Raw genomic sequence first — 18,946 nt, forward strand, 5'->3', positions numbered from 1 at the left:
CTCAGGCGCGTTGAGTATGAATGGCTGCGGCCGCCGGCACGGGAGCCCGCGGCGTCTCTTCCGGCCCCTTGCGGATGGCCTTGAGCATGAGCTTCATCTCGATAATCAACAGCACGGTGTAGATGGCGGCAAAGCCGGCGATGGTAATCAGGAGCGTCGACGCCCCCAGGTTGGATACAGCCACGGCCGTTGGCAGCACACCTTCGATGACCCACGGCTGGCGGCCCACTTCGGCCACGATCCAGCCCGCCTCGATGGCCACCCACGGCAACGGGATGGCGAACACGGTCAGCTTCAGCAGCCAGCGATGCTTGTCCAGGGTGCGGCGCGTCGACAGGATGAAGAAGGTGCCGGTCAACAGGATAAAGAACATGCCCAGGCCCACCATCACGCGGAAGGACCAGAACAAGGGCCCCACGGGCGGCACGGTGTCGAGCGCGGCCTGGCGGATCTGCTCGGGCGTGGCCTGGCGCGGATCGTCGACATAGCGTTTTAATAACAAGGCATAGCCCATGGACTGGCCTTTCGACTCGAACATGTCCTTCGCCTCTTGCGGCACAGGCGCACCTGGCGCCACGCTGCGGATGGTTTGCAGCGCGTCATACGCCTTGATGCCATCCTGGATCAGCAGCTCGCCGCGGTCGACCAATTGCTCGATGCCGGGGATTTCCGTCGTCAGCGAACGCGTGCCGATCAAGCCCATCACCATCGGGATATGCACGGCGTAATGCGTTTCGCGCGCTTTCGCGTCGGGAAAGCCGATGGCCGTGAAGGCGGCGGGCGCCGGCTCCGTGGTCCACATGGCTTCGATCGCGGCCAGCTTCATCTTTTGATGTTCGGACGACAGGTAGCCGCTTTCGTCACCGAGCACCACCACCGACAAGGTGGCGGCCAGGCCGAACGAGGCGGCCACCGTCATCGAGCGCTTGGCCAGCTGCACGTGGCGGCCCTTCAGCAGATACCAGGCGGAAATACCCAGCACGAAGATCGCCGCCGCCGTGTAGCCGGCCGACACCGTATGCACGAATTTCGCCTGTGCCACGGGATTCGTCAGCACGGCGCCGAAATCCGTCACTTCCATGCGCATGGTCTGCGGATTGAAGGCCGCGCCGACGGGATTTTGCATCCAGCCGTTGGCGATCAAAATCCACAGGGCCGAGAAGTTCGAGCCGATGGCCACCAGCCAGGTGGTGACCAGGTGGCCCCGCTTCGACAGCTTGTCCCAGCCGAAGAAGAACAGGCCGACGAAGGTCGCTTCCAGGAAGAAAGCCATCAAGCCCTCGATGGCCAGCGGCGCGCCGAAAATGTCGCCCACATAATGGCTGTAATAGCTCCAGTTCATGCCGAACTGGAATTCCATGACGACGCCCGTCGCCACGCCCATGGCGAAGTTGATGCCGAACAAGACACCCCAGAACTTGGTCATGTCGCGCCAGATGGGGCGGTTCGTCATCACGTAGACCGTCTCCATGATGGCGAGGATCACTGACAGCCCTATCGTCAGCGGAACGAATATAAAGTGGTACAGAGCTGTCAGCGCGAACTGCAGTCTGGATAAAGCGACAATATCGAAGTCCATATGATTTCCTTGGTATTTCCCTACTGTGTGTAAACTTGGTATCTATCTGATGCTGTTTCGCTTGGCGCTGTTGTTGCAAAGCTGTCAGGCAGCGCCGCCTGTGCCTCCAGTCTTTCCTTGATGCCTTAATCGCCGCGCAGGCCCGCCAGGGCCGCCTCGAAGGCTGGCGTGCCACGGCGCACGTCGCCGACGATACGGCCATCGCGCAGGCTGACCAGCCGGTCCGCCAGCGCTGCTTCGCGCCGCAAGTGGGTGGCGATCAGCAAGCTGCGCCCTTCGCAGCGCGCGCCCAGGCGCTGCAGGACATCGATCGCCGTCTGCGCATTGAGCGCTTCCGTCGCCTCGTCCAGCAGCCACAAGGTCGATGCGTGCAGGAACAGCCGCGCCAGTGCCAAGCGGCGCGCCTGGCCGCCCGACAAGCCCAGGCCGCCCTCGCCCAGCATGGTATCGAGGCCGTCCGCGAAGGCCCGCACCTCGTCGTCCAGGCCGGCCGCCTGCAGCGCCGCCCACAGCTGCGCATCGCTGGCGGACGGGTCGGCCAAGCGCAGGTTGTCGCGCAAGCTGTCCTGGAACAATTCCGTCTTCTGCGTAAATAAACAGGCGCGGCCCGCGTGCACCGTGCCCGACAACGGCGCCAGCTCGCGCGCGGCGATGGCCAGCAAGGTCGACTTGCCCGCGCCGCTGGGGCCGATCAAGGCCACGCGTTCGCCCTCGCCGATGTGCAGGGAAACATCATGCAAGATGGCGACATGGCTGCCCGCATGTGCGGCGCTGACCTGTTCCAGGCGCAAGCCCGGTGCGCTGTCAGCCGGCGGCACTGCGATCTCCTGAGCGTCGAGGCGCGGCGCCAGGCGGCGCATGGCCAGCAGCATGCGCCCCGCTTCCAGCGCGCCGCGGCGCAGTCCCGCAAACGGTTCCACGGCCGTCAGCGCGATCAACAGGGCCAGGGCCGCCAGCGGCACGTTCAGCGCCTGCTGCTGCACCAGCGCGGCCACGGCCAGCAGCACCCCTGCCAGGGTCACGCTGCCCGCCACGCCATATGCAGCGCCCGCCGCCGTCTCCAGGCGCAGCAGGGCAACATCGGCTTGCGCCAGCGAGCGGTCGATCTGTCCCAGCGCGGCGCACTGGGCGTCGATGCGGCCCGCCATCACCAGGTCCGTCTGGCCCGCCACCAGGTCGATGGTGGCGGAACGCAGTTTTTCGATGGCGCGTGTACGCACGATGGCGGGACGGCGGGCGCCGCGCGCCAGAAGCCAGCTGATGCCGCCGCCGGCGGCCAGCAGCCACGCGGCCAGGCCCAGGCCCAGCTGCCACCGCATCGCGCCCAACGCCACGCCGGCCAGCATGGCCACGCACAGTGCCGTGAAGGCGGGCACCAGCAGGCGCAAATACAGCGATTCGAGCGCGTCGATATCGGCCGTCAGGCGGAACAGCAGCCTGGCGGGCTGGCGCAGCAAGCGGCTGGCCGCTTCCGGGCGCGACCAGCCGCGAAACAGCTGCACGCGGATACTGGCCAGCGCGGCGAACGTGGCGTCGTGCGTGACGAGGCGCTCCGCATAGCGCGAGCCCGTGCGGCCGATGGCCAGCAGGCGGATGCCGGCCGACGGGCCGAACACGTCGAAGACGATGGCGGTGGACGCATGCAAGCCGGCAATCGAGGTGGCCGTGATGAACCAGCCGGACAAGCCCAATAAGGCCATGCCGGCCACGGCCGTCAGGGCCGCCAGCACGGCGCCCCCGATCAGCTTGCGGGGCTGGGCCAGCAGCAATTGCCGCAGCACGGGGTGCGATATCAGCGATGTTTTCATGCGCGCGCCTCTGCCTTCTGCGTCTGCGCATGCGCCTGGGCATCAACTTGCACCGTGCGCTGCAACCGGCCAGCCAGCACGGGGTCGTGCGTGGCGACAAGCAAGGTCTTGCCTTTTGCCAGGGCCAGCAAGGCGTCCGTGACGCGCGCCGCCGTTTCGCTGTCCAGGTGGGCCGTCGGTTCATCGACCAGCAGCAAGTCCGCATGCGGATGCAGGGCCACGCGGGCCAGGGCCAGGCGCACGGCTTCGCCGCCGGACAAGCCCTGGCCGCCATCGCTGAGCATGACGGCCGGCTGCGCCTGCGCCACGCTGGCCAGGTCGGCCAGGTGCAGCGCCTGCGTCACGTGCGCGGCGTTCGCACCTGCCCGGCCCAGTGTCACGTTCTGGCTGACGGACGCGGCAAACACGTGCGGACGCTGGCCCATCCAGGCCATGCGCTGGCGCACGGTATTGACGGTACCGTCATTCAGGCGCACGCCGCCGATGCGGATGTCGCCGCCGCCGGCGGGCAGCAAGCCGGCCAGCAAGGACAGCAAGGTGGTCTTGCCCGCGCCGCTGGCGCCCAGCAGGGCCACGTGTTCGCCGGCGCGCACGCTCAAGTCCAAGCCGTCGAACACGGGCGCTTCGCCGGGATGGGCAAAGCGCAGTTGATGGATGTCAATGGCGGGCGGCGGCGCCACCGCCATGGCGGCGGCGGAGACGGCAGCCACTTCCGCACCAAAGCCAGGCAAAGGCACGCCCTCGGCGGCCAGGTCGTGCAATCCGGCCAGGCCCGCCTCGCCGGCCGCCTTGTCGTGCCAGACGGCGGCCAGCTCGCGCAGCGGCTCGAAGAACGCGGGCGCCAGCAGCAGGATGAACAAGCCCTGCCCCAACGTCAGTTCGCGGCCCCAGGTGCCGAAATCAAGGCTGCCCAGCAGCGAGAAGCCGATGAACGCTGCCACCATGGCCACGCCCAGCGCGGAAAACAGTTCCAGCACGGCGGACGACAAAAAGGCGATGCGCAGCACCACCATCGTGCGCCGGCGCACGGATTGCGACGAAGCGTCCAGCCGCGCGGCCGTGGCATCGACGGCATCGAGCGCGCGCAAGGTGGCCAGGCCGCGCAGGCGGTCCAGCAGAAAGGCGTTCATGCTGCCCATTTCCACCATCTGCGCGCGGCTGGCCGCCTGCGCGCCCATGCCCACGAGGGCCATGAAGACGGGAATCAGAGGCGCGGCGATGAGCAGGATCAGCGCGGCGATCCACGACAACGGCGTCACCACGGCGAGGATCACGAGCGGCACGAGCATGACTTTCCAGCGCGCCGGCTTGTAGCGCACCAGATACGGCACGATGGCTTCGGCCTGCTCGGCAATGACGCTGGCCGCCTGCCCCGACTGGGCGCGCTGGCGGTCCAGCGGCGAACGGCGCGCCAGCGCCTGCGCCACTTGCCCGCGCAAGGTGGACAGGTGCGCGCGCGCCGCCGCATACATGCGCCGCGCGCCCCACGCTTCGCAGCCGGCGCGCAGCACGCCCAGCAGCAGCACGCCGGCGGCCGGCAACAGGGCCGCGCGCCACGGTGCGCCATCGAGCATGGCTTGCACGGCCCAAGCCAGCAAGGCAGCTTGCGGCAGCCACAGCAAGGCGGCACCGCCTTGCGCCAGGCTGGCGGCTCGGGGAAGAATAAAGCGGGGCAAGGACAGTGGCGAGGTCGGCATCTTATATTTTTTGAGTTTTCAGAATTTTCTGTAAATTCGATTTTTTGTATAATACTGCGAAACATGACATATATCAATTGACCCTGGCGGTTTGGCGTGAAAAAATTCAGATAATTATGAAAACTCAAAATATCCAAATGACGCCGCTGATCCTGACCTTCGTCAGCCATTTCGGCGAGATGGGCAGCCGCTGGGGCTTTAACCGCACGGTGGGGCAAGTGTACGCCTTGTTGTTTGTCGCGGAGCATCCTTTACACGCGGATGAAATCGCGGAACACCTGAGTTTCTCGCGCTCGAACGTAAGCATCGGCCTGAAGGAATTGCAGGGCTGGGGCTTGATCCGCCAGTCGCGCATTCCCGGCGACCGGCGCGAGTATTTTTCCTCGCTGGGCGATGTGTGGCAAATCTTCCGCGTGGTGGCCGCCGAGCGCCGCCGCCGCGAGGTGGCTCCTACCCTGACGGTGCTGCGCGAAGCGCTGCTGGCGCCGGCCACGGAACCGGTGGACCAGTACGCGCAGGAGCGCATGCGCGAAATGTATGAACTGGTCGACCTGGCCAATACCTGGTTCGACGACTTGCAGCGCCTGTCGCCCGAATCGATGGCGCAGCTGATGAAAATGGGCGCCAAGGTACAAAAGCTGCTCAACGCCAAGGATCGTCTGTTTGGCGTCAGCAACAACAGCGACTGAAACCCGCCTCCCCTTTTCCCACGCAAGACACCGCTAGCACAAACTGGCGCACCTTGTCACGCCATTTCGCAACGTCATGCTGGCGATCGCTGGCACACCCATACATAGCCGTATGCGATATTGTCAAGCAAACCAATAGAATTATTAAAATTGTATTAATTTGCATCAAGAGTAAGCTTGCATTTGCGTACTCAGTACGCGCAGGAAATAGCAGCTAAAAACGGGCAATGGGATGACTTCCCCGGCAGGCAGGGGCGTATCCCTACACGATGAAGCAACTGTCTCAAGCACAAGGGGATTTTCATGAAAAGCATAAAAAGCATTGCCGTCAAGGCATCCATGCTGGCCGCAATGACCGTACTGGCAAGTGCGGCGCAAGCGGCCACCTGGGTGGATGTAGGCCCGGCCAGCGGTTTCGTCATCGCCGGCAGCACCGTCACCTATTCGCCATCGCCGGCGCTGCAGGTGAAATATTATGACGATGATCTGGTGCCGCAGAGCCCCTCCGACATCCAGGGCTATATTAATGGCGTGTTCGGCACCAGCCTGGGTTCAGCCGTCTCGTATTGCGACAACGCCACCTCGGGCTGCACTGCCGGCACCACGGCAGGCTTGAGCGGCGGCGTCAATTCCTATACGAGCGCGGCTGCCTATGACTACCTGGCCATCCACTTCGGTCACGGCGAACTGGTATTCCACTGGGCTGCACCCGTGGCTGCCGGCACCACCTTCACGGTGGAAGGCCTGCCCAAGGATCTGAGCAACTACAGGGCCTTCATTTCCGCCGTGCCGGAACCTGGAACCTATGCCATGCTGCTGGCCGGCTTGGGCCTGCTGGGCTTCCTCGCACGCCGCCGCCAGGAAAAGTAAGTATCACCAGCGGCAGCGGCGCACCATCGCCCGCTGCCGCCTCCATGCCAGCCGCATCTTTACGCCGCGCTTGCGGCGCCAGGCCCGCTTTTTACACCATTTTTAGATCCCTCTCGCTATGCTCGACGGCATCCACTGCTGATCGACGAGGGAGATCTCATGCACGAACAACCGTTTCAGCCACGCGCGCGCAGCGTGATCCGCCAGCACTTGCCCGCGCGGGAACGGCTGCGCCTGGCCCGACTGGCCAGCAAGAAAATGGGGTCGCTACTATCCGCGCTGCTGTGCGCGGCGCCGCTGCTGTATTTGCTGAGCGTGGTGCTGTTTGCGCAGCCGTGACACGGCAGGCAGACAAAAGATGAAAAGTGATGGCAATGCGACAGGCTGTCGCGTGCATGACCAGCGTGAGCTGGTCCGCCCAGAGGGAATCGAACCCCCATTCACGGTTTAGAAGACCGTTGTCCTATCCGTTGAACGATGGGCGGAAAGGTGCAGCATTTTAGTCTATGCGCGCCAGCAATGCCAAGGCGTCGCACAATAGAAAACGGGCTGTCATTTCTGACAGCCCGCTTATGACTTTGGTCGGAGTACAAGGATTCGAACCTTGGACCCCCTGGTCCCAAACCAGGTGCGCTACCGGGCTGCGCCACACTCCGAAGACAAGATAATAACGCCCCCACCCAATTTCGTCAATTGCCCCAGGCGAATTAGATGGAAATAACTATCACTCCCGCTTGGGCGCTTGCTGAAAACGTACAGGGCAAGGCAGTGCAACGCCGCCCTGGGCGTTTTCAGCTGGCGACCTTGTCGGCGATGCGGCGTGCCATCGACTCGGCCTTCTCCTTGTCCTTCGCCTCCACCATCACGCGGATCAGCGGCTCGGTGCCCGAAGCGCGGATCAGCACGCGGCCCGTGTCGCCCAGTTCGGCCTCGACCAGTTCCTTTTCGGCCACCATGGCGGCATTTTTCTGCCAGTCGAAACCGGGCGCCACGCGCAGATTGATCAGGGTTTGCGGGAACAGCACCAGTTCGGCCAGGCATTGCTGCAGGCTTTGGCCGCTGCGCTTGAGCGCAGACAATACTTGCAGCGCAGAGACGATGCCGTCGCCCGTCGTGTGGCGGTCCAGGCACAGCAAATGGCCCGAGCCTTCGCCGCCCAGTATCCAGCCCTTTTCCTTCATGACTTCCAGCACGTAGCGGTCGCCCACCTTGGCGCGCGCAAAGCCGATGCCCTGCTGCTTGAACAGCACTTCCAGCGCCATATTCGTCATCAACGTGCCGACGGCGCCGGCCACGGGACCCGTCGCCAGGCGGTCCTTGACCATGACGTACAACAATTCGTCGCCGTTGTACAAGCGGCCCGTGGCGTCGCACATGATCAGGCGGTCGGCGTCGCCGTCAAGGGCGATGCCCAGGTCCGCGCCGTGCTCGACGACGGCTTCGGCCATGGCCTTGGTTGCCGTGGCGCCAAAGCCCGCGTTGATGTTGAAGCCATCGGGCTTGTTGCCGATGGCGATGACTTCCGCGCCCAGCTCATGGAAGACGTGCGGCGCGATATGGTAGGCGGCGCCATGCGCGCAATCGACGACGATCTTCAGGCCGCGCAAGTCCAGCTCGTTCGGGAAGGTACTCTTGCAAAATTCGATGTAGCGGCCCTGGGCATCGTCGAGGCGCTTGGCGCGGCCCAGCTTGTCCGACGCCACGCAAGCCATGGGCTCGTCGAGCGCCGCTTCGATTTCCAGTTCCACGCTGTCGGGCAGCTTGGTGCCCTGGCCGGAAAAGAACTTGATGCCATTGTCGTGATACGGATTGTGCGAGGCGGAAATGACCACACCGGCCGACAGGCGCAGTGCCCGCGTCAGGTAAGCGATCGCCGGCGTCGGCATGGGGCCGGCCAGCATCACATCCACGCCTGCGGCCGACAGGCCCGCTTCCAGCGCCGCTTCCAGCATGTAGCCGGAAATGCGCGTGTCCTTGCCGATCAGTACCGTCGGACGCGCCTTGCCGCCCTCCGACTTGGCCAGCACCTTGCCGGCCGCATAACCGAGGCGCATGACGAAATCGGGGGTGATCGGAGCGGTGCCCACCAGGCCGCGGATGCCATCGGTGCCAAAATATTTACGCGTCATAAATTTCTCTTTTGTTGTTTATAATGAATCTTACAGGTTCAGTGCGCCATGCGCCAGACCTTCAGGGCATCGACGGTTTCTGCTACATCATGCACACGAATAATTTCCGCGCCTTGCGCTACCGCCGCAAGCGCACCGGCAACACTGCCGGCCAGGCGCTGCTCGACGGGACGTCCCGTCACGGCGCCGATCATCGACTTGCGCGACAGGCCCGCCAGCACAGGCAGGTCCAGCTCGCTGCGCAGCTGGCGCGTGGCGCGCAATAAAGCGTAGTTCTGTTCCACCGTCTTGCCAAAGCCGAAGCCGGGATCGACGCACAGGCGCTCGCGGGCGATGCCGGCGGCCGTCAGGATATCGATGCGTTCGCGCAGGAAGTGGATAACTTCGCGCACCACGTCGTCGTACTGCGGCTGGGCTTGCATGGTTTCTGGCACGTTTTGCATGTGCATGATGCACAGCGCGCAATCGCTGTCCCGCACGGCCTCGATGGCGCCTGGCGCGCGAAAACCGTTGATGTCGTTGATCATGTCGGCGCCCGCCAGGATGGCTTCGCGCATGACTTCAGGCTTGTACGTGTCGACGGACAAGGGCTTGCCGCAGTCGCGCAAGGCGTACAGCACCGGCATGACGCGCGCAAGCTCGTCCTGCAGCGGCAGCGGCGGCGCGCCGGGGCGGCTCGATTCGCCGCCGATATCGATGATGTCGGCGCCATCAAGCATCATCTGCTCGGCGCGCGACAGGGCAAATTCCAGGTGCTGATACTGGCCCGCATCGGAAAACGAGTCGGGCGTGATGTTCAGGATGCCCATCACCAGCGCCTGCGCGCCGGACAGGTTGAAGCCGAAACGGCCGAATTGCAAATAGTGTCGCATGTGAATCTTTGTAGTCGTCAGGAAAAAACTGCTGCGGCAACGAAAAAGGGCAAGGATTGCTCCTTACCCTCGTTCTTGCCATCCCCTTGCGTGCCGCCCGTCAGGGCCGCACTAATCAGGCTGGTGCCGTCACGTTTGGCGAGATGCCGCCCGTGCCGCTGTCGCCCGCATTGCGGCGTGGCGGAATGACTTTCGGTGGACGCGGCTCCAGGCCGGCCATGATGTCATTGATTTGCTCTGCATCAATGGTTTCCCATTCCAGCAAGGCTTTCGTCATCATTTCGACCTTGTCGCGGTTGCCTTCCAGCAAGGTGCGCGCCAAAGCATATTGCTTGTCGAGAATGTTGCGGATTTCAGCATCGACCTTTTGCTGGGTCGCTTCCGAGATCGTCTTGGTGGCGCCACCGAAGAAACCTTCGTTTTCGCTGTCTTCGTAGACCATCACGCCCATGCTGTCGGACATGCCGAAGCGGGTCACCATGGAACGGGCCAGCTTGGTGGCGCGCGAGAAGTCGTTCGACGCGCCCGTGGACATCTGTCCGACGAAGATCTCTTCGGCGATACGGCCGCCGAACAGGATGGAAATTTCTTCCAGCATCTTGTCCTTGTAGGCCGACAAGTTGTCATGTTCCGGCAGCTGCCAGGTCAGGCCCAGGGCCCAGCCGCGCGGCATGATCGTCACTTTATGCACGGGGTCGGCTTTCGGCAGCAGTTTGGCGACGACGGCGTGACCGGACTCATGGTAAGCCGTATTACGACGCTCTTCCTCGCGGATGATCATCGATTTACGCTCGGGACCCATGTAGATCTTGTCTTTCGCATCTTCGAAGTCAGCCATTTCCACCAGGCGCTTGCTGCGGCGGGCGGCGAACAAGGCTGCCTCGTTGACCAGGTTGGCCAGGTCGGCACCCGAGAAACCCGGCGTACCGCGGGCCAGGATATCGGCTTTCACATCGGTACCGATAGGCACCTTGCGCATGTGCACGTTCAAGATCTGTTCGCGGCCGCGGATATCGGGCAAGCCGACGGACACCTGGCGGTCGAAGCGGCCCGGACGCAGCAAGGCTTTGTCAAGCACGTCGGCGCGGTTGGTGGCGGCCACGACGATGACGCCGGAGTTCGCTTCAAAACCGTCCATCTCGACCAGCAACTGGTTCAGGGTCTGTTCGCGCTCGTCATTGCCGCCGCCCATGCCGGCGCCGCGGTGACGGCCGACAGCGTCGATCTCATCGATGAAGATGATGCACGGCGAGTGTTTCTTGGCGTTTTCGAACATGTCGCGCACGCGGGACGCGCCCACGCCGACGAACATTTCCACGAAGTCGGAACCGGAAATCGAGAAGAACGGCACCTTGGCTTCGCCGGCGATGGCGCGCGCCAGCAGGGTTTTACCCGTGCCCGGAGGACCGACCATCAGCACGCCGCGGGGAATGCGGCCGCCCAGTTTCTGGAATTTGCTCGGGTCCTTGAGGAAGTCGACCACTTCGTTGACTTCTTCTTTCGCTTCGTCGCAACCGGCGACATCGGCGAAGGTGACGGTATTGCTGGCTTCATCCATCATGCGCGCCTTCGACTTGCCGAACGAGAATGCCCCGCCCTTGCCGCCGCCTTGCATCTGACGCATGAAGAAGACCCAGACGCCGATCAACAGCAGCATGGGGAACCAGGAAACAAAAATAGTTTGCAGGAAAGACGCTTCCTCGGGCGGACGCACATCGAAATGCACGCCATTGTCGCGCAAGTCGCCGATCAGGCCCTTGTCGAGGCTGGTGGCGGTGGTACGCACCTTGGTGTCGTCCATCAGCTTGGCGGTGATCGACGAACCTTCGATCACGACATCCTTGACGCGCTTGGCTTTGACTTCATCCAGCAAATCGGAATAAGCGATGGCCTTGCTGCCGCCTGTGGCGCCATGACTGTCGAATTGCTTGAACAGCATGAACAACAGCAGCAATACGACTACCCAGATGGCAGATTTGGAAAACATGTTATTCACGAAGACTCCTTGGATGCAGTGCGCATCTCTTTACCTATAGCTAGAAACACGATTTTACTCGCAATAAGCGGGCCGTGCCAAAGCCCGCCGATCCGTGCGCGCGAAAAAACCGCGTTCACGCAAAAAAATGCAGTATAAACAATTTAGGCTTTTATGCCATCAGACGCTACTGCACTTCTCGTTCCCATGTGCGGATTCCCGCTTAAATATCAAGGGCGGGATCATCTTCTTCTACGGCATTTTTCAGCGGATTCTTGATTCCACGGCCCATCAGGAAGATTTCCGACGATTTATCGCGGCTGGCCTTGGGCTTTTTCTGCACCACGACCTTGAATTCAGCGCGGAATTTCTCCACGATCTGGCTGAAACCCATGTCTTTAAAGCATTTCACCAGCAATACGCCCGATGGTTTCAAATGCAATTGCGAAAATTCGATGGCCAGGTCGATCAGATGCTCCATGCGCGCGGCGTCCGCCGTGGCGATGCCCGACAGGTTGGGCGCCATGTCCGACAGGACCAGGTCCACCTTGCGGCCTTGCAACACCACTTCCAGCTGGCGCAGCACGCGCGCTTCGCGGAAGTCGCCCTGGATGAAGTGGAAATCGGCGATCGGCTCCATTTCCAGCATGTCCAGGCCAATCAGGGTACCATTGACCCCGCCGCCGTCCTTGCCGGCCAGCTTGCGCCGCGTGTACTGAGCCCAGCTGCCGGGAGTGCAACCAAGGTCGACAATCACCTGGCCAGGTTTGATCAGTTTCTCGTCTTCATCGATTTCTTTGAGCTTGTATGCTGCCCGGGCGCGGTAGCCCTCTTTTTGCGCCAACTTCACATAAGGATCATTTATGTGGTCGTGCAACCAGTTTTTGTTTAATTTCTTCTTTGCCATTCGCGTAGAATACTGCTTTTAAGGGAATTACTAAATATTATTATGCTAAAACTTACACCCGTAGAGCGCAGCGCACTGCGCGCCGAAGCACACGCGCTGAAGCCTATCGTCATCATTGGCGAAGCGGGCTTGACACCTGCTGTCCTCAAAGAGATCGACCTTGGCCTGGATTCGCACGGTCTGATTAAAGTCCGCGTGTTCGGCGACGACCGCGAAGCCCGCGTCGGAATGTACGATACGATTTGCGGCAATCTCGGCGCCGCCCCGGTACAACATATTGGCAAACTGCTGGTAATCTACCGTCCGAAAAAAGAAGTGGTTAAGGAGAAGGTCAGCGCCGGCAAAGGCATGCGCGAAGTGACCATCGTCAAGGCCAGCGCCAGCGGCACCAAGCGCCCCAGCGTGACGAAAGTCATGATCAAGGGCAATGAGCGCGTTACCGAAGGCGGTTCCATCAAGCGTGCCAAGCCACGTCAGAAAAGCGCCAAGAAAAGCGCACTGGGCAGCAAGTAAGCCTGTTCACCCGGCCACCGCGAGGCGGCCGGGCTTGAAACAAGAAGCGGAGCACGGGATATCCCCTGCTCCGCTTTTTTATTACTGTTATTACATGGACATCGTCGGATTACGCGCTGCGCGCTAATCCGACCTACGATATCGACCGGCAGGTCGGATTAGTCAGTAGGTCGGATTAGCGGGGCCGCAGGCCACGCGTAATCCGACAAGCACAGCGATTACTGCTGTTTCCAGATCAGCACGCCCGCGAGCAGGCTTTGCACGGCAAAGATCGCGGTCGATGCGCCATGCAGCATGCCGAAGCGGCTGCGCATGGCCTCGTCCATGATGCCCGACGGCGCTTGCGCCTTGAGCTCGGCCATCAGCGGCGTGATGCCGAAATGGCTGAGCAGCGCACACACCAGCATGGACAGCACCAGCGCGCCCAGCAGGCGGCGGCGCTTGAGTTCCAGCGCACCGGGGCTCCATTGCAGCAAGGCCAGCAGTACCAGCGCACAGGCGATGGACAGCCAGGCCTCGGCGCGGAACATGCTGCCGGCGATATTACCTGCCAGCACGCGGTCGCTCAAGGTGCCGAACAGGGTGGGCGCCACGATGAAGCCGATGGTCCACAGGCTGCCCGCCCACAAGGTGGCAACGAGGAAGCGCACGCGGCCCAGCATCAGATGTACAGTACTTCCAGGATTTCGTATTCGCGCGGGCCGGACGGCGCCTGCACTTCCACCACGTCGCCGGCGTACTTGCCGATCAGCGCGCGGGCGATCGGGGACGTCACGGAAACCTTGTTCATTTTCAGGTCGGCTTCATCGAGGCCCACGATCTGGTACGTGACTTTCTGGCCCGATTCCAGGTCCTCCAGGTTCACGGTCGAGGCAAACACCACGCGGCCTTCCGCGTCGAGCGCGGTCGGGTCGATGATTTGCGCTGCGCCCAGCTTGCCTTCGAGCTCGGCGATGCGGCCTTCGACGAAGGCCTGGCGTTCCTTGGCGGCATCGTACTCGGCGTTTTCCGACAGATCTCCGTGCGAACGCGCTTCGGCGATCGCATCGATGACGATGCGGCGTTCCTTGGTCTTCAAATGATGCAGCTCTTCCTTCAGGAGTTCTGCGCCGTATTTGGTCAATGGGACTGAGGTCATGTTATCTCTACTATCTGCTAGTTATCGGCGCCGTTGTCCGTGTTTTGCCACGGTTAACGGACTTACCAAGTGAAAACCACAGAGGCCGCGCGCTGCTCTGCACGGAACTCTGTGGTTGATAAGCATGCAGTGTACCGCCTAACGGCGGCCACTGCAAATGACACGCGGACTATGCTTGCTGCAGGGTCTTGTGCAGGCCTTGCAAATCGTACACACGCAACTCGTCCAGATGGCGGATGCCTTCGACGGCCGCTTCCGCGCCCGCGATGGTCGTGTAGGTCGTCACGCGCGAGGCCAGGGCCGAGGTGCGGATGGCCCGCGAATCGACGATGGCGCTGCGCTTTTCTTCCACGGTGTTGATCACCAGCACGATTTCATGGTTCTTGATCATGTCGACCACGTGCGGACGGCCTTCGATCACCTTGTTCACTGGCGTGACGGCGATGCCGGCAGCAGCGATCACGGCGGCGGTGCCCTTGGTGGCGACCACGGTGAAACCGGACTCGACCAGGTCGCGCGCCACTTGCACGGCGCGCGGCTTGTCCGACGCTTTCACGCTGATGAAGACCTTGCCCGATTTTGGCAGGTTGACGCCGGCGCCCAGTTGCGATTTCACAAACGCTTCGCCGAACGTCAGGCCTACGCCCATAACTTCGCCCGTCGATTTCATTTCAGGGCCGAGGATGGTGTCCACGCCGGGGAACTTGACGAACGGGAACACGGCTTCCTTGACGCTGAAGTATGGCGGCACGACTTCCTGCGTGATGCCTTGCGACGCCAGCGACTGGCCGACCATGCAGCGCGCGGCGATCTTCGCCAGTTGCAGACCGGTGGCTTTCGAGACGAAAGGCACGGTGCGCGACGCACGCGGGTTGACTTCCAGCACGAAGACGACGTCTTTCATTGCGCCGTCGATCTCCTGTTTCTGGATCGCGAACTGCACGTTCATCAGGCCAACCACGTTCAAACCCTTGGCCATCAGCGCCGTCTGGCGTTTCAGTTCTTCAATGGTTTCCGGTGCCAGCGAGTATGGCGGCAAGGAGCAAGCCGAGTCGCCCGAGTGCACGCCAGCCTGTTCGATGTGTTCCATCACGCCGCCGATGAAGGTCGTTTCGCCGTCGGAGATGCAATCGACGTCGCACTCGATGGCGTCGTTCAGGAAGCGGTCCAGCAGCACGGGCGAATCGTGCGAAACCTTGACGGCTTCGCGCATGTAGCGCTCGAGGTCGCGTTGCTCGTGGACGATTTCCATGGCGCGCCCGCCCAGCACGTACGATGGACGCACGACCAGCGGGTAGCCGATTTCCTGCGCCAGCGCCAGGGCGTCGGCTTCCGTGCGCGCGGTGCGGTTAGGCGGCTGGCGCAGTTCCAGCTTGTGCAGCATCTGCTGGAAACGCTCGCGGTCTTCGGCCGCGTCGATCATGTCGGGCGAGGTGCCGATGATCGGCACGCCATTCGCTTCCAGGTCCAGCGCCAGTTTCAATGGCGTCTGGCCGCCATACTGCACGATCACGCCCACCGGTTTTTCGATGGCGACGATTTCCAGCACGTCTTCCAAGGTCAGCGATTCGAAGTACAGGCGGTCCGAGGTATCGTAGTCGGTCGAAACCGTTTCTGGGTTGCAATTGACCATGATGGTTTCGTAGCCGTCTTCGCGCATGGCGAGGGCCGCGTGGACGCAGCAATAGTCAAACTCGATACCCTGGCCGATACGGTTCGGGCCACCGCCCAGCACCATGATCTTTTTCTTGTCGGTCGGGTTCGATTCGCACTCTTCGTCGTACGTGGAATACATGTACGCCGTGTCGGTCGAAAACTCGGCCGCGCAGGTGTCGACGCGCTTGTAGACGGGACGGATGTTGAGCGCATGGCGCTGCTGGCGCACGGCCGTGTCGGTCGTCTGCAACAAAAAGCCCAGGCGGCGGTCCGAGAAGCCCTTCTGTTTCAACTTGTACAGGGTGTTCTTGTCCAGGTTTTCCAGTTTCTGCGTATCGAGCCACAGTTCCAGGTCGACGATTTCCTTGATCTGGATCAGGAACCATGGGTCGATCTTGGTCAGCTGGTGCACTTCTTCCAGGGTGAAACCCTGGGCAAACGCATCGCCCACGTACCAGATGCGCTCAGGACCAGGCTCGCCCAGTTCTTCTTCGATCTTTTCGCGGTCCTTGGTCTTCTCGTTCATGCCGTCCACGCCCACTTCCAGACCGCGCAAGGCTTTCTGGAACGATTCCTGGAAGGTACGGCCGATGGCCATCACTTCGCCGACGGATTTCATCTGCGTCGTCAGGTGATCGTCGGCGGTCGGGAATTTCTCGAACGTGAAACGGGGAATCTTGGTGACGACGTAATCGATCGACGGTTCGAACGATGCCGGCGTGGCGCCGCCCGTGATTTCATTGCGCAGCTCGTCCAGGGTGAAACCCACGGCCAGCTTGGCGGCGATCTTGGCAATCGGGAAACCCGTCGCTTTCGATGCCAAGGCAGACGAACGCGATACGCGCGGGTTCATCTCGATGACGATCATGCGGCCATCGACGGGGTTGATCGAAAATTGCACGTTCGAACCACCGGTGTCGACGCCGATCTCGCGCAGCACTGCCAGACTGGCATTGCGCATGATCTGGTATTCCTTGTCCGTCAGGGTTTGCGCTGGCGCAACCGTGATGGAGTCGCCCGTGTGCACGCCCATCGGGTCGAGGTTTTCGATCGAGCAGATGATGATGCAGTTGTCCGCCTTGTCGCGCACCACTTCCATCTCGTACTCTTTCCAGCCCAGCAACGATTCTTCGATCAGCAGCTCTTTCGTCGGCGATGCTTCCAGGCCGCGCTTGCAGATGGTTTCGAATTCTTCTTCGTTGTAGGCGATGCCGCCGCCGGTACCGCCCATGGTGAACGATGGACGGATGATGGTCGGGAAGCCCAGGGTGCGCTGCACGGCCCACGATTCTTCCATCGAGTGCGCCACGCCCGAGCGTGCCGAACCGAGGCCGATCTTGGTCATCGCGTCCTTGAACTTGGAACGGTCTTCGGCCTTGTCGATGGCTTCCGGCGATGCGCCGATCAGCTCGACGTTGTATTTCGCCAGCACGCCATTGTTGAACAGGTCCAGCGCGCAGTTCAGCGCCGTCTGGCCGCCCATCGTCGGCAGGATGGCGTCAGGACGCTCCTTGGCGATGATGCGCTCGACAACCGACCAGGTGATCGGTTCGATGTAGGTCACGTCGGCCATTTCCGGATCTGTCATGATGGTCGCAGGATTGCTGTTGACCAGGATGACTTTATAGCCCTCTTCGCGCAGGGCCTTGCACGCTTGCGCGCCGGAATAATCGAATTCGCAGGCCTGGCCGATCACGATCGGGCCAGCGCCAATAATCAGAATACTTTTGATATCTAAACGTTTAGGCATTTTTCTTTTTCTCCTCCGCAGCCATCAAGTTGATGAAGCGGTCAAACAGGTAAGCAACATCCATCGGGCCCGGCGACGCTTCAGGGTGGCCCTGGAAGCAGAAGGCCGGCTTGTCCGTGCGGGCAAAGCCTTGCAGGGAGCCGTCGAACAGCGATTCATGGGTCACGCGGCAATTCGCGGGCAAGGTTGCCGCGTCGACTGCGAAACCGTGGTTTTGCGAGGTAATCAACACCTGTTTCGTTTCCAGGTCTTGCACCGGGTGGTTGGCGCCGTGGTGGCCGAACTTCATCTTCAAGGTTTTCGCGCCGGAAGCGAGCGCCATGATCTGGTGGCCAAGGCAGATGCCGAAGATCGGGATACCCTTCTCGATCAACTCGCGGGTCGCCGCGATGGCGTAGTCGCACGGTTCCGGGTCGCCGGGGCCGTTCGACAGGAAGATGCCGTCCGGATTCAGTGCCAGGGCGTCGGCCGCCGTCGCTTGCGCGGGCAGCACGGTGACTTTGCAGCCGCGCGCCGTCAGCATGCGCAGGATGTTGCGCTTGACGCCGTAGTCGAAGGCGACCACGTGGTATTTCGCGTCCGCGTCGGCCAGCTGGCCGTAGCCTTCGCCCAGGGTCCATTCCGTTTCGCGGTATTCATAAGCAGCCGGGGCCGACACTACTTTGGCCAGGTCCATGCCGGCCAGGCCGGGGAAGGAGCGGGCCAGTTCCAGCGCTTGCGCGGCGGATGGCTCATTGCCTTGCGTACCGACGAGGATGGCGCCGCCCTGCGCACCTTTTTCACGCAGGATGCGCGTGAGCTTGCGTGTATCGATGCCGGCGATGGCGACGATATTTTCAGCTTTCAGGTAATCGGACAGGGAGAGCGTGGAACGGAAATTGGATGCCAGCAATGGCAGATCGCGGATGATGAGGCCAGCGGCGTGTACCTTGGAAGACTCGACGTCTTCGGGATTGACGCCCGTATTGCCGATATGCGGATAGGTCAGGGTGACCATCTGGCGGCAATAGCTTGGGTCGGTAAGGATTTCCTGATACCCGGTCATCGAGGTGTTGAAAACAACCTCGCCCGTGGTATGACCGGCGGCACCGATCGAAAAACCTTTAAAGATCGTTCCATCAGCAAGCGCTAATATGGCTGGAACGGCAGGGCCAGAAAAAAATGGCGGCAAGGGCAACTCCTGATAAAGTTACCGTAGCTGCGCCACGTCAGACCGACCGCCTAGATACCCGAGCCAGATGCACTCAGGGTGTTTCAACGGTCATTTTGAATGAGGGGATGGGTAGTCGCTACGGTATATGTGTGATTGGCTAAACCTTTGAATTATAACCAAAAGGAAGCTTTTCCACAAGGAAGAAAATTC

General features: G+C 61.8%; 15 protein-coding genes and 2 tRNA genes. 4 read left to right on the forward strand and 13 right to left on the reverse strand.

Features of this window, described 5'->3' with window-relative positions; all coding sequences use genetic code 11:
* Position 1: 1 nt before the first annotated feature.
* From CSQ95_RS04350 to cydD, 3 genes are all read right to left on the reverse strand, one after another.
* Entirely contained in the window at positions 2–1,579 is a 1,578-nt protein-coding gene (locus tag CSQ95_RS04350) for a cytochrome ubiquinol oxidase subunit I (protein ID WP_099408639.1), read from the reverse strand.
* A 125-nt stretch (positions 1,580–1,704) separates the two neighbouring features.
* Positions 1,705–3,387, reverse strand: a complete 1,683-nt coding sequence (locus CSQ95_RS04355) for an amino acid ABC transporter ATP-binding/permease protein (protein WP_099408640.1) — start codon at positions 3,385–3,387, stop codon at positions 1,705–1,707.
* Entirely contained in the window at positions 3,384–5,084 is a 1,701-nt protein-coding gene (cydD, locus tag CSQ95_RS04360) for a thiol reductant ABC exporter subunit CydD (protein WP_099408641.1), read from the reverse strand. Before cydD ends, CSQ95_RS04355 begins: the two co-directional genes overlap by 4 nt.
* A 137-nt stretch (positions 5,085–5,221) precedes the next feature.
* Here cydD and CSQ95_RS04365 point away from each other — a divergent pair, with 137 nt between their 5' ends.
* The 3 genes from CSQ95_RS04365 (at position 5,222) to CSQ95_RS04375 (ending at position 6,982) form a co-directional block, all read left to right on the forward strand.
* Positions 5,222–5,773: a GbsR/MarR family transcriptional regulator gene (locus CSQ95_RS04365; protein ID WP_175444744.1), complete on the forward strand. Its 552-nt coding sequence runs from the start codon at positions 5,222–5,224 to the stop codon at positions 5,771–5,773.
* A gap of 303 nt (positions 5,774–6,076) precedes the next feature.
* A complete protein-coding gene (locus tag CSQ95_RS29950; RefSeq protein WP_257217950.1) occupies positions 6,077–6,643 on the forward strand; it encodes a PEP-CTERM sorting domain-containing protein in 567 nt (188 codons plus the stop codon).
* A 159-nt stretch (positions 6,644–6,802) separates the two neighbouring features.
* Positions 6,803–6,982: a hypothetical protein gene (locus CSQ95_RS04375; protein WP_070219514.1), complete on the forward strand. Its 180-nt coding sequence runs from the start codon at positions 6,803–6,805 to the stop codon at positions 6,980–6,982.
* A gap of 71 nt (positions 6,983–7,053) precedes the next feature.
* Here CSQ95_RS04375 and CSQ95_RS04380 read toward each other — a convergent pair.
* The 6 genes from CSQ95_RS04380 to CSQ95_RS04405 all read right to left on the reverse strand — a co-directional run bounded on the left by CSQ95_RS04380 (position 7,054) and on the right by CSQ95_RS04405 (position 12,526).
* Positions 7,054–7,128 (reverse strand) — tRNA-Arg (locus CSQ95_RS04380).
* A 94-nt stretch (positions 7,129–7,222) separates the two neighbouring features.
* Positions 7,223–7,299, reverse strand: a tRNA-Pro gene (locus CSQ95_RS04385).
* A 135-nt stretch (positions 7,300–7,434) separates the two neighbouring features.
* Positions 7,435–8,772, reverse strand: a complete 1,338-nt coding sequence (gene glmM, locus CSQ95_RS04390; protein WP_099408642.1) for a phosphoglucosamine mutase — start codon at positions 8,770–8,772, stop codon at positions 7,435–7,437.
* Positions 8,773–8,810: 38 nt separating this feature from the next.
* Positions 8,811–9,644: a dihydropteroate synthase gene (folP, locus tag CSQ95_RS04395; RefSeq protein WP_099408643.1), complete on the reverse strand. Its 834-nt coding sequence runs from the start codon at positions 9,642–9,644 to the stop codon at positions 8,811–8,813.
* Positions 9,645–9,759: 115 nt separating this feature from the next.
* Positions 9,760–11,640: an ATP-dependent zinc metalloprotease FtsH gene (gene ftsH / locus CSQ95_RS04400; protein WP_035817778.1), complete on the reverse strand. Its 1,881-nt coding sequence runs from the start codon at positions 11,638–11,640 to the stop codon at positions 9,760–9,762.
* A 202-nt stretch (positions 11,641–11,842) separates the two neighbouring features.
* Positions 11,843–12,526, reverse strand: a complete 684-nt coding sequence (locus CSQ95_RS04405) for an RlmE family RNA methyltransferase (protein ID WP_070219517.1) — start codon at positions 12,524–12,526, stop codon at positions 11,843–11,845.
* A 42-nt stretch (positions 12,527–12,568) separates the two neighbouring features.
* On the opposite strand from CSQ95_RS04405, the gene CSQ95_RS04410 reads away from it, so the two are divergent.
* Positions 12,569–13,039, forward strand: coding sequence for a YhbY family RNA-binding protein (locus CSQ95_RS04410; protein WP_010397237.1), 471 nt, complete (start codon positions 12,569–12,571; stop codon positions 13,037–13,039).
* Between the two features lie 218 nt (positions 13,040–13,257).
* On the opposite strand, the gene CSQ95_RS04415 is transcribed toward CSQ95_RS04410, so the two are convergent.
* From CSQ95_RS04415 to carA, 4 genes are all read right to left on the reverse strand, one after another.
* Positions 13,258–13,701: a DUF4149 domain-containing protein gene (locus CSQ95_RS04415; RefSeq protein ID WP_180278952.1), complete on the reverse strand. Its 444-nt coding sequence runs from the start codon at positions 13,699–13,701 to the stop codon at positions 13,258–13,260.
* Positions 13,701–14,177 carry a transcription elongation factor GreA gene (gene greA / locus CSQ95_RS04420; RefSeq protein ID WP_034757428.1) on the reverse strand — a complete coding sequence of 159 codons (477 nt, stop codon included), beginning with the start codon at positions 14,175–14,177 and terminating at the stop codon, positions 13,701–13,703. The genes CSQ95_RS04415 and greA overlap by 1 nt, the downstream gene beginning before the upstream one ends.
* 169 nt (positions 14,178–14,346) lie before the next feature.
* Positions 14,347–17,583, reverse strand: a complete 3,237-nt coding sequence (carB, locus tag CSQ95_RS04425; RefSeq protein WP_099408645.1) for a carbamoyl-phosphate synthase large subunit — start codon at positions 17,581–17,583, stop codon at positions 14,347–14,349.
* Positions 17,576–18,754 (reverse strand): glutamine-hydrolyzing carbamoyl-phosphate synthase small subunit, encoded by a 1,179-nt coding sequence (carA, locus tag CSQ95_RS04430; protein WP_099408646.1) that lies wholly within the window; start codon positions 18,752–18,754, stop codon positions 17,576–17,578. Before carA ends, carB begins: the two co-directional genes overlap by 8 nt.
* Positions 18,755–18,946 lie beyond the last annotated feature (192 nt).

Origin of the sequence: Janthinobacterium sp. BJB304, from assembly GCF_002735765.1 — a bacterium.
Classification (GTDB): domain Bacteria; phylum Pseudomonadota; class Gammaproteobacteria; order Burkholderiales; family Burkholderiaceae_D; genus Janthinobacterium.